11 protein-coding genes are annotated in these 12246 nt (G+C 37.4%); 4 read left to right on the forward strand and 7 right to left on the reverse strand.

Annotated elements, in window-relative coordinates:
* Window positions 1–2010 carry an alpha/beta hydrolase family protein gene (locus AC27JP_RS20050; protein ID WP_487117713.1) on the forward strand — a complete coding sequence of 670 codons (2010 nt, stop codon included), beginning with the start codon at window positions 1–3 and terminating at the stop codon, window positions 2008–2010.
* Between the two features lie 38 nt (window positions 2011–2048).
* Here AC27JP_RS20050 and AC27JP_RS20055 read toward each other — a convergent pair whose 3' ends face one another.
* Window positions 2049–2426, reverse strand: coding sequence for a hypothetical protein (locus AC27JP_RS20055; RefSeq protein WP_487117714.1), 378 nt, complete (start codon window positions 2424–2426; stop codon window positions 2049–2051).
* Between the two features lie 145 nt (window positions 2427–2571).
* Window positions 2572–3381 (reverse strand): hypothetical protein, encoded by an 810-nt coding sequence (locus AC27JP_RS20060; protein WP_487117715.1) that lies wholly within the window; start codon window positions 3379–3381, stop codon window positions 2572–2574.
* 811 nt (window positions 3382–4192) lie between these two features.
* Here AC27JP_RS20060 and hemE point away from each other — a divergent pair.
* Window positions 4193–5260, forward strand: a complete 1068-nt coding sequence (hemE, locus tag AC27JP_RS20065; protein ID WP_487117716.1) for a uroporphyrinogen decarboxylase — start codon at window positions 4193–4195, stop codon at window positions 5258–5260.
* A gap of 232 nt (window positions 5261–5492) precedes the next feature.
* Window positions 5493–5981, forward strand: coding sequence for a hypothetical protein (locus tag AC27JP_RS20070; protein ID WP_487117717.1), 489 nt, complete (start codon window positions 5493–5495; stop codon window positions 5979–5981).
* A gap of 2 nt (window positions 5982–5983) precedes the next feature.
* Here the strand turns inward: AC27JP_RS20070 and AC27JP_RS20075 are convergent, their stop codons facing one another.
* From AC27JP_RS20075 to AC27JP_RS20085, 3 genes are all read right to left on the reverse strand, one after another.
* Window positions 5984–6478, reverse strand: coding sequence for a phosphoglycerate mutase family protein (locus tag AC27JP_RS20075; protein WP_487117718.1), 495 nt, complete (start codon window positions 6476–6478; stop codon window positions 5984–5986).
* Between the two features lie 107 nt (window positions 6479–6585).
* Window positions 6586–8028 (reverse strand): Si-specific NAD(P)(+) transhydrogenase, encoded by a 1443-nt coding sequence (gene sthA / locus AC27JP_RS20080; RefSeq protein WP_487117719.1) that lies wholly within the window; start codon window positions 8026–8028, stop codon window positions 6586–6588.
* A gap of 69 nt (window positions 8029–8097) precedes the next feature.
* Window positions 8098–9216 carry a fatty acid desaturase gene (locus AC27JP_RS20085; RefSeq protein WP_487117720.1) on the reverse strand — a complete coding sequence of 373 codons (1119 nt, stop codon included), beginning with the start codon at window positions 9214–9216 and terminating at the stop codon, window positions 8098–8100.
* 229 nt (window positions 9217–9445) lie between these two features.
* Here AC27JP_RS20085 and fabR point away from each other — a divergent pair, with 229 nt between their 5' ends.
* Entirely contained in the window at window positions 9446–10099 is a 654-nt protein-coding gene (gene fabR, locus AC27JP_RS20090) for an HTH-type transcriptional repressor FabR (protein WP_487117721.1), read from the forward strand.
* Here fabR and trmA read toward each other — a convergent pair.
* Window positions 10080–11174 (reverse strand): tRNA (uridine(54)-C5)-methyltransferase TrmA, encoded by a 1095-nt coding sequence (gene trmA / locus AC27JP_RS20095; RefSeq protein WP_487117722.1) that lies wholly within the window; start codon window positions 11172–11174, stop codon window positions 10080–10082. The genes fabR and trmA overlap by 20 nt on opposite strands.
* Window positions 11175–11410: 236 nt before the next feature.
* Window positions 11411–11857, reverse strand: coding sequence for an RNA recognition motif domain-containing protein (locus tag AC27JP_RS20100; protein WP_487117723.1), 447 nt, complete (start codon window positions 11855–11857; stop codon window positions 11411–11413).
* Between the last annotated feature and the right edge of the window lie 389 nt (window positions 11858–12246).

Raw genomic sequence — 12246 nt, forward strand, 5'->3', positions numbered from 1 at the left:
ATGAAATTCTTTGTTTTTAGCCTTTGTATTATTCAAATGAGTTTTTTAGCTCAAGCCACAGATAACAGCATTACAAAGTTTAAATTAGATAAAAGTGTAATTAGACCTTTTTTTGAGACTACTGCTTATGAGCACTTTTCTTTGAGCCCCTCTGGTGAGCAAGTAGCTTATGTCAAAAAGAGTGCAGATAAATACCATATTATTATTGCTGATGTAAAAAAGGACAAAGAATATGAGATATTAACGGCAAACATATTTTCCATTGAAAATATAAAAACTGAAACATATATCAGAACGATTAAACATAGCAATAGCATTACAGATATAACTTGGTTAAGTAAAAACGTTATCGCGTTGCGTGAAAATTCAAAAGGTTATTTTCGTCGTTTTAAGATTGTTAAATTATATATTGAAGATGATGATATTACGGTCGATGATATTTCTTATTTGAATTTTAATGGCAAGTGGATAGATCCACTAACTGAATATGATTCAAACGCCATATTCGCAAAGTACAAAGATAATGAGATCAATGATAGCGGCATTCATATTGATTTATTTAGATTAAATTTAAATAAAAAAAATCTTGACGGCCAAACCAGCCGTAAGAAACGTTTAAATAGAGGTGGGCCTAAATTGTCAAAATGGTTATTAGACAATAAAGGTAACCGTACGGTTGGTATTCGCTATATAAATAAAAAGCCAGAACTTTTTATTCGTAAAGGCAAACGTTCTTCCTCATACAGATGGAATCATGTTTGGACTGGTAACGCCAATGACTTTTTTTTACCTGTATTGTACGATGAAGAAAGTTTAAAGCTATATGTAATATCCAATCATAGTACTGATAAAAAAGCTCTTCAAATATTTGACTTAGCTACACACAAAATTCGTGAAACTCTTTATGAACATAAAAAATATGACTTGGATGGCGTGATGGTATCTAATGAGTCGTTGAGTATTTTAGGTGTACAATTCATCGAAGGCGGAATAGTAAATCAGCACTATTTTGATGGTAGGCTACTGCAAATGAAAGCAGAGTTATCTAAGTTATCCAATTCAGAAAATATATACTCGATGGGTGTGGCGCGTGAAAATACAAATCGATTGTTTAGTGTTTCAGGTAGTGATAATAGTGGTGAAATATTTGTTTACCGAGAGAAAAGCAATGATTATAAACCATTAGTGACTCTTAAACCTTGGCTTCAAGATGTTGCATTGCAAAAAACACGAGTCATTAATTTAACTACTACAGATGAGAGTTCAATTGAAGCTTTTATTACTTTACCTAAAGGTATAAGTAAGCCACCATTAGTTGTTATCCCTCATGGTGGTCCAATAGGGGTCGCTGATTCGAGATACTATTCTCCTGAAATTCAAGTATTAGTGAATGCTGGTTTTGCTACTCTGCAAGTCAATTATCGTGGTTCTGGAGGGTATGGGAAAAAGTTTAAGCAAGAAGGTATGGGGCAATGGGGACAGCTAATTGAAGATGATATCGAATTAGCGCTAAAACATGTGAAAGACAACTTTGCGATAGACAAAGACAAGGTGTGCATAATAGGTGGTAGCTACGGAGGTTATTCCGCACTTTATAGTGTTATTCGCTCACCTGATTTATATTTGTGTGCCGCTTCTTTTGCTGGTGTAACTGACCTTGCATTACTTTTCCAACGTTCAGATGTCGAAAATGATGATGATGTGCAAGAACAACTAAGAGAAATTGTTGGCGATCCGACAACAGAACAAGAAAAGCTATTTCAATATTCACCAGTTTATAATGCTAAGAAACTTATAAAACCTCTTTTTATTGCCCATGGCACTGATGACAATAATGTTGATATTGAGCATGCATATAGACTAAGGTTTGCTTTAAAGGCAAACAAAATTAAACATGAGTGGAGTGTTCTGGATGGTTTTGGCCATGGTTTTGATACAGTTGATCAGGCCGAAATCTATTATAGTCAACTAATTAAGTTCCTTAATTTACATCTTCGAGAGTCAGAGTAACCGTAATAAATCATATAGGGAACAATGGTATAATTAGATTATTGTGCTTTTAACCAGTTAATTGCATCGAATTGATTGCTAAAAATCGCAATATTTTGTTGTTCCCTTGAAGGGGCATACTTTTCAATAATTGCTAAGGTGACAGGGGAGTCAATGACCATAGCTTTGGCAATCATATTTTGGCCATTGAGCCATTGATTATAACTTTCTAGCTCGGCATAAGCTTCGGGGGTACCACCAATAACTTCTAGATCGTCAACCAATATTGAAAAAGGGCCGCCATTAAACGTTGCAATCGTTTTTTTCATGGCTTGAGTGAAGTTTTCAGTACCTGCATCATTAAACGAACCAAATAACTTCAAGAAAATAATATTGTCTTGAACTTTAATATTATGCTCACCGTGCGCTATTGCCATGCCACTCCTCCCGATGATGACTAATATACTGTAATTTATAGAGGTTAAAGTATTTCCTCTCTAGCTAATAGTAGCCAATAGTCGAAACTGAAAAGTTGATATGTATCATCAAGTTTGTTGATCTTAGGCTAGGGTTAACGGTTACTTATTTTCTAGCTTGCAGCATTCCTAAGGGTAATTGTTGGATCAGTAGCTGCGAGCTCAAATATATTATCCAATTAATGTGACTTACTGTTGGAAAATAGCCTTGTCCTTGGTTGCCAAAAATCCAAAACTTACCAATAACAGCATCTGCGATCATAGCTAAAACCAGCCCTAAAGCGGCTAACCAGATGCGAATAGGAGCGTTTTTCCACGCAAACGACTTTACTAACCATATTGCAGATACCGCGAGAATACTGACTAGCACAGAGTAGCATGAAGTCATAATAGTAAGGGGAATGCTGCTGCCAGCAAGATGCATATCATTGTAGGTAAAAGTCGCAACGATAGCGGCTAATATAGCGCTTAAAATAATAATTGTTTTTGGTAAACCTTTTACTACGGCTAGCTTCGCGATAGCAACGACGAGTATCAGGTAACCAGGAAAAAAGAATATCACAGAGTCAGCAAGATAACTGTGCTTTATCAGGTCATCATATTGGTAAAACTGTTGGAGGAAATTGCGGTTAACAATATCACCAATAAAACAAAGTAAGAGAGAGTATAAGCAGAGTCGGCTGATTGAATAGGCTAAAGGGTTATGATGTTGACCAGTAAACTTCATAATAGCAATAGAGTTGATGATCACCAACATCATAGTCGCAAGCTCAATCAAGCCAAATATAATGCGCTCGTGTGATGTTTGCACAATAGTGAATATGCCAGCCATTGCCAGTAAACTTTGAGTTAAAGCGATTAGCCCAATTATGACGGCTATTTTACTAAAGTTATTAATAGTTTGGTCAGTGGTCATCGTCATTCTCAGTTGGTTACTTTACTCAAATTTAAGCCTTTGGCATTGTTCATTCAAAATTCCGGTAAAAGAATTTAGGCAATAAAAAAGCCTTACCGAAGTAAGGCTTGAAATGCTCGCTGTATGGTCTAGTTAAACTAGCTTCTTATTAATTTTTCTTTATTTTTATTATTGTTTTTCTGTAGCGCGGGACAATTTATAGCAAAGGCTTTTTCATGGTGCAACAACTTTAATAGAGCATATATTCCACGAATATTTTCGTATATACCAAGGTTTTTATGGCGAGAATATGCAAGCAGTAGGGCATTTTGACTAGAATAACTATCGAAAGTTAGCATGGCTTTAACGTTTGTTAATTTTTAAGCTGTAATCAAGTTGTAAAAAAATGTTATCTATCAAAGCGTAAAGTTCAAATTGAAGCGAAAAATATTGAGCTACTTTTTACTCGACTGGTTAACCACCTTGCTGGAACTTGATGAAATATAAACAAAAAATTGTAAAATATGCTGACACTTAGGTAAAAGTATTTAATGAAATAAATATTTTTATTTTTTTAAATATTTTACCATCTTAAATGTTTTGATGGTTTTTTGAGCGAAATCTGATGCTGCTTATTGTGACGCTTGTATGCTTTCTTTAAATAAAATTGCAAGATTCGGCGATAAAGTTTGTCTTTTGTCACAAAATTTAAAAAAATCGAGTTAAAAAAGGGCTTTGTACAAGCAGAGCTGACTTAGATTTGATTTGGGACATAGATCAATAAATATTGAAGTGCTAGAATGCGCGCATATTATAGCGGAGAAAAATTTTCATGACTGAATTAAAAAATGATACCTACTTGCGCGCATTATTGCGTCAACCTGTTGATTACACCCCTGTTTGGATGATGCGTCAAGCCGGTCGTTATTTGCCTGAGTATCGTGAAGTGCGTAAAGATGCTGGCGACTTTATGACAGTTTGTCGTGATGCCGATTTAGCCTGTGAAGTGACTATTCAACCATTGCGTCGTTTTCCGCTTGATGCTGCCATTTTATTCAGCGATATATTAACGATCCCTGATGCCATGGGCTTAGGTCTTTATTTCGAAACCGGTGAAGGACCAAAATTTGAGCGTCCGATCACTTGTAAGGCCGACGTCGATAAAATTGGTATTCCAGATCCTGAAGGTGAATTGCAATATGTCATGAATGCAGTTCGTACCATTAAGAAAACGCTTAACGGTGATGTACCCTTGATTGGTTTCTCTGGTAGCCCATGGACACTTGCCACATACATGATTGAAGGTGGTAGTTCAAAAGCTTTCACTAAGATCAAAAAGATGATGTATTCAGAGCCACAAACATTACACCTATTACTGGACAAATTAGCCGATTCAGTTATTTCATACCTTAATGCACAAATAGCAGCTGGTGCGCAATCAGTCATGGTATTTGATACTTGGGGTGGCGTGCTTTCACCAAGAGACTACAAAGAGTTTTCACTACAGTATATGGCAAAAATTGTTGATGGTTTAACGCGTCACAATGACGGCCGTCAAGTGCCGGTAACACTATTTACTAAAAATGGCGGCATGTGGTTAGAAGATATTGCGGCAACAGGCTGTGATGCTGTTGGTCTTGATTGGACTATTGATATTGAAAACGCTAAAGCCCGTGTTGGTGATAAAGTCGCACTGCAAGGTAATATGGACCCATCTATGTTGTATGCGCCATTGCCGCGTATTGAACAAGAAGTATCAAAAATATTAACCGGCTTTGGTGATGGTGGCACAGGTCATGTCTTTAACTTAGGTCATGGTATTCACCCAGACGTAAATCCTGAGCATGCTGGCCATTTTATTGATTCGGTACACCGCTTAAGTAAACCATTTCATAAATAATTGTTGCGGTTAGCTGTTATTATTACAGCGTAAGTTAATACATTAAAAGGAGCCTAAGGCTCCTTTTTTATATCTGAACTTTCAGCTATTTTATTGCTAGCTATTTCTATTAATAATAGTGCACAGTAAGTATGGTTATTACGCCAGCGCTAAATGGCGAATATTGCACTTGGTTATTGTTTTTAGATTAAGGTATGCTGGAGGCAGAAATTGATTTTTAATGGATATTATAATGACAACAAACACTAAATTATTTTCAGCATTGGCTATTTCATTGCTGCTTAGCGCATGTGGTAGTAGTTCAACAAACGATAAAGCTGACAATACGGCAAAAGAAAATGAAGTCGTAGTGTCAGAAGAAAAAAATATCGAGCAAGAAGCGACAAAGCTTGTTGCCACGCCAGTTAATGCTAACGACAAGCTAAAAGGCGATAATATGGAAGACATGAAGGAAAAAATAAAAAATGAATTTTCTGGTTGGCAGCGTGGCCGAGTGCAGTTTTTAAATTTAGAAGGTGGCTTTTACGGCATTATCATGGACTCAGGTAAGAAAATTTTACCGATGAACATGAAAAAAGAGTTTGCTCAAAATGGCGCGATAGTGCGAATTAAAGGTAAAAAGAAAAATATCATGACCATTCAGCAATGGGGCACACCTTTTACTATTACAGAAATTGAACTTATCAGTCCTGGTACAAAAGGCAACTCTGCTGACATGTAGGGTTATTTATGACAAGTTAGTGGTTGTGTCAATAACGTTAAGGTTTTACCACTAGCACTAACTTGTATTTGATATAAATTTCGATAGTCTTTTTCGCTAATTTCAGCGACGTCTAATTCACTGATCAAAGCGGATAGCTGTGGTGTGGTATTACTATGTCCCACCACTAAAACATTCTCTTTTCTCATTAATAATTCTAGAGAAAATTCTTTTAATTTTGCTGGTGAATACTGAGTAACAGTCAACTGCTGCTGTTTGGCTGTTGGATTTGCTGTCGCCATTGTGCGTTTATATGGCGTGCTATATACCTGCTTAAGTTTCACTTTTTCCAACATGCTAGCCAATTGCTGCGCGCGCTGTCTGCCACATTTCGTTAGTTGAGGATTTTTCTGATCAGGTTGCTTTTCCGCATGGCGTGTCAAATAAATGGTAAAGCTATCATTGGCTTGGCTTGCAAATGCCGATAACAACAATATGAGCAGCAAACTGTATTTCATAATTTTCTCTGTATTTGAACTGAAAACATTTTCTACGCGATAAAGCGCAAATGATTAGAACAAAGCTCAGCAAATGATAAAGCTAAACTTTGTTCGTTTTTTATTGATCAGAATAACCGATTTAAGCCATTTAACGCCGCGACACGAAAGGCTTCGGCCATTGTTGGATAGTTAAATGTTGTTTCAACAAAGTACTCAATATTATTGCCACCATTAGCTTGTTGCATAATGGCTTGGCCAATGTGAATAATCTCTGCAGCATTCTCACCAAAACAATGTATACCCAGTATTTCTTTAGTCTCTCGGTGAAAGAGTATTTTTAATGAGCCAACTAAGTTATTTGAAATTTGTGCTCGGGCAAGGTGTTTAAATTGTGCTCGACCCACTTCATAAGGTATTTTTGCTTCGGTTAATTCTTGTTCCGTTTTGCCAACAGAACTGATTTCTGGGATAGTATAAATGCCGGTTGGAATATCAACTGTTAGTTTAGTTTTACTATCTCCATCTAACATTGCACTAGCGCATATCCGACCTTGATCGAATGCGGCACTGGCTAAGCTTGGATAACCAATGACGTCTCCAACAGCAAAAATACTGTCAACGTCTGTTTGATAAGTCGCACTCACTTTTAATTGTCCACGGCCGTCAGCTTCCAAGCCTGCGTTTTCAAGTTTTAAATCGGCCGTATTACCGGTTCGGCCATTGGCAAAAAGTAAACAGTCGGCGCGCATTTTCTTACCCGACTCTAAATGCACTATGACGGATTCATCACTGGCTTCTACCTGCTCAATTTGTTCGCCATGGCGAATAACAACACCATTATTCCACAAGTGATAACTTAATGAGTCTGACATCTCGTCATCTAAAAATGATAACAATCGGTCGCGGGTATTGATCAGATCAACTTTTACTCCTAAGCCACGAAATATTGACGCGTATTCACTACCAATGACGCCAGCACCATAAATAATAATGTGTCGTGGTGAATGTTCGAGCGACAAAATACTGTCTGAGTCATATACTCGTGGATGCGAAAAATCGACATCGTCAGGGTGATATGGTCGAGAGCCTGTCGCGATAACTATTTGTTTTGCGGTGATAGTATCAATAGAGCCATCGTTGCGCAGTACTTGAATGGTATTTGCATCAACGAATGAGGCTTCACCATAAAAGTGTTCAACCTGATTGCGGTTATAAAAACCGCTGCGAAGGTTTACTTGTTTACGAATAACGGCAGATGCGTGACTTAGAATGTCTTGAAAAGTTAATTGCTTGGCATTTTGCCCGGCATTAAATAATGGGTTTGAGTTGTATTCAATTAAGCGGCTAACCGATTGACGTAAAGCTTTTGAAGGAATAGTGCCCCAGTGAGTACAACCACCACCAACATTATGATAACGCTCAATTATAGCAACGTGTTTATCACGTTTAGCCAAGTTCATTGCTGCGCCTTCACCGCCAGGGCCGGTGCCAATTATGATGGCATCAAAATCATAGTTTTTAGTGCTTTTGTTTGCTTCTTTTGTTTTAGCCTGTACTTGCTTGCTCAATGATTAACCCTTTAATTCCTGCCATAATTGGAAAAATTTTAGCAGGAATTAAATCAGAGGTAACTGTTTTTATGCCAGTTTCTCTACCATATGTTGCCAACTACGTCTTTGTTCTGCTAAAAGCTGTTTAATTTCTTGATATTGAGCCATGACTTCTGAGTTTTCAACATCAGCAATAAGTTGATCACGCTTACTGGCAAGCAAGGCTTTACGGGCAGCATAGAAAGCGTTTATCTTATGGATAAGCTCATCATATTCATGTTGTAAACGTTCGAGTAGTTGTTCGGCGTCAGGGTGCGCCGCTATCTTTTCTTGGCTGCGCAACAACATCATAGATAAGCGAGCTTTCTCGATTTTGTCTTCAGGTGTCACTCGTAACTTCGACGTTAATTTTAGCTTCTCACAACCTTTAATTAGCCATTTGGTTGGATCAAATTGCCACCAACGAATGCCATTGCGATAGTCATTTTCAAAAATATGATGAAAATTATGGTAACCCTCACCAAAGGTGAAAAATGCTAAAAAGCCGTTGTCGCGAGCGGTATTTTTTTCCGTGTAAGTTTGTTTACCCCAAATATGAGCTAATGAGTTGATAAAAAAGGTGGTGTGATGACTTAGCACCAATCTTAAAAAACCGAGCAATAATAAACTACTAATCACATCGCCATGCCACAAACCAAATAATAGCGGGATACCAAAATTCGTTAAAATAGTCAGTAGCAAATAGTGCTTATGCTGCCACATAACAATAGGATCTTTTTGTAAGTCACGAACGTTATCATAATTGTTGTAACGCTCTGGTTGAAAGTCTCTGATCATCCAACCTATGTGTGAATGCCAAAAGCCCATTTTGGCGGAATAAGGATCAACATGGTTTTTATCGACGTGTTTATGGTGAATGCGATGATCGGAAGACCAATGCAAGGCACTATTTTGCAAGGCAAATGCTCCGCCTAATGCGTAAATTATCCTAAGTGACCAGTGAGCTTGATAAGTTTTGTGCGACCACAATCTGTGGTAACCCGCGGTAATGGACATGCCGCAATAAACAAAACAAAGAATAGCGGCGGTGATTTCAGCACCATCAAAGCCGTGGGTAAAGGCACGGTAAGGTACAGCAATAACAGCGAATAAAAAGGTGATGCTAAATACAAATACATTTAGCCAAATGATAGGAGGTTTGTTCATTGATAGTCCATCTAGGATTAAATACTGAAATTTCAGTGTACAGTTGTACGCTATTTTAGCTTTAGCGAGCAAAGAGTCAAGTGTTGATTGGTGAATCTTAAGGTTTCATAAAAAATTCATAGTTGTGAGCTAAATCGGTGATTTAAGTCAATTTACTAGCAATATTAGCGATTTTCAGTATCATATCAACTGAGTTTTACCGTGATATATTTACTAGGTGTTATTGGCTATGAGTGGTATTAGAGCACTACAAAAAGAAAAAACCCGTCGACAATTGATCGATGCAGCATTGGGGCAACTCAGTAGTGAGCGTAGTTTTTCTAGTTTGAGTTTACGAGAAGTTGCTAAAGAAGCGGGTTTAGCACCGACCTCATTTTACCGTCATTTTAGTGATATGGATGAATTAGGCTTAACACTGGTTGATGAAGCTGGATTAACGTTACGTCAATTAATGCGTCAGGCAAGACAACGTATTGAAAAAGGCGGTTCAGTCATTCAGATCTCAGTGCATACCTTTATGGAGTTCATCGAAAATAACGGTAATATTTTTCGCTTATTGCTACGTGAACGTTCAGGCACATCGGCTGCATTTCGTGCTGCCGTTAATCGAGAAATACGTTATTTTACTTTAGAACTGTGTGATTATTTGCAACAGGCAAATAAACTGGATGCTGAAGTTGCCTATTTACAAGCCAATGCCGCGGTTACTATTGTTTTTAGTGCCGGCTCTGATGCATTAGATTGTGATAAAAAAGATTTAAACGAATTAGCACTACGAACAATTAAACAGCTAAGATTTATTGCTCGAGGTGCATTTGAGTTTGGCTTACGAAATGACGTGCGTAGTGAGTCTCGAAGCAAAGCTAAAGGCGAGACAAAATAACACCCGTTTCAACGTGATGGGTATATGGAAATTGGTCAAATAAAGCAAAGTGCTCTATTTTATGGGTTTTGACTAATTCTTCGAGGTTGTTACGCAAGGTTTCTGGGTTGCAAGAAATATAGATAATGCGCTCAAATCGGCTGATCAATTCTACACTGTCAGGATCAAGGCCGGCGCGTGGTGGATCTACAAGCACGGTTTGATAATTATAACTTGTTAAATCAAAGCCTTCTAAACGACGAAACACTCGCTCGCCATTCATCGCTTGGCTAAAATCTTCACTGGCCATTCTAACAATGTCAACATTTGTCAATTTATTTGCCGCAATGTTTACTTGCGCAGATTTTACCGAAGACTTTGAAATTTCAGTACCCAACACGCGATCAAAATTTTCCGCAAGTGCCATACTAAAGTTACCATTGCCACAGTAAAGTTCGATTAAATCACCGCCGGTATTTTTAGTTGCTTGTTGTGTCCACAACAGCATCTTTTCATTTACTACTGCATTGGGCTGTGTGAAGCTATTCTCTACTTGTTGATAATGAAACTGTTTATCACCAACTGTTAAGGTTTCCATAACATAATCTTTATCTAGGATAACTTTCTGTTTACGGGCCCTACCGATAATATCTACAGGAGCAATAGCGCTAAGACGTGACTTCAACTGCTGAGCTTGTTCAATCCATTCATCACCTAATTGTTTATGGTAAAGCAAGCTAACCAATACTTCGCCACTTATTGTCGAAAGAAAATCCACTTGAAATAAACGCTGACGTAAAATTTCATTGTCTTTAATATCGTCTAGTAGGGCTGACATAAATTGGTTTATCAACTTGCTCGCGACGGGAAAGTCATCAACACGAAATTTCTGCTTAGTTTCACTATCAAACATAATGTAATACAAATCATCACCTTCATGCCAAACCCTGAACTCAGCACGTTGACGATAGTTCAATGTAGGAGAGGTAAATATTTCGAAGCTAGGTAATTCAAATTGAGCAAAGCTTTTTGCAATTGTTTGCTGTTTTTCATCAAGTTGCTGTTGATAGTTGTCGGGGTGAATGTGGCTAAACATTGAAATACCTTGTTAATAGTGAACAGACGATGATATGAGGGCGCAGATTTTAGCGATTGCTCAGTTTTTGTCTACTAAATAGTGCTGGTATTTTAAGATAATTCAGTGTGAAACGATAGTTAAGGCTATTAGCTTAGGTAAACATAAATTTTAATAGTAAAATCTTTATGTACCCTAATTAATCTGTGCGCATTAAAAAGCCCACATTACGTGGGCTTAAAATACGGTGAGAATTTCTATTCAGCAGCTTTTTCTGGTCGTTCTTTCGCTTCACGAACTTTAAGTGTTCTTTGTTGAAACTCGCTATCATTTAGTTCTGATATGGCTTTATCAGCATCAGGTGATGATATTTCAACAAAACCAAAACCACGCCTTTTACCTGTATGCTTGTCTTTCATTAACCTGACAGATTGAACTTGCCCATATTCTGAAAACAATTCTCTAACAGCGGCTTCGTTGGCTCTATATGGTAAGTTGCCAACATACAATGTTGTGATGTTGGTATCGGCTTCTTGACTATTGCTGTTATTTGCTTTGCCAACAAGGGGCGCGATAAATGCACAGACAAATGCAACTATAGCAACACTTATATTATTTAATTCAAATGCGCTGCCGGCTAAAAAGTAAACGGCAATAGCGAATACCAACGCAACAATTAGCGTTAATGCTTGGGGAGACTTCATAATGTATACCTAATTATTATTTTATAAAAAACTTAAATTGCAATTCTATGTTACCCACCTTTTAGTAATGTGCAACTATAAGTGCAATTTTTATTCAATTTAATCAGTTAAATACCGACGACGCTTTTAAAGCATAATCCGCTATCTAACTTTTGGGATGAAAACACTTACGTCTTTTGACTATTATAGTCATGCTAAGAATATTTATTTTATGCAGACACTTAGGTTTTATCGTCGCTGGCTATATAGCTTTCAGTAGTTAAGCTGCTCAATGATGAACAATTCCCCATTAATCGCACATATAAATTGCACTCCGTACAAATAAAAAGCAAACGAACGAATTAACACAAATAAAGTGGATTTAACGGTTGACGTCGCCGCAAAAACCC

It is taken from the genome of Colwellia sp. SU-HH01172 (assembly GCF_057553355.1).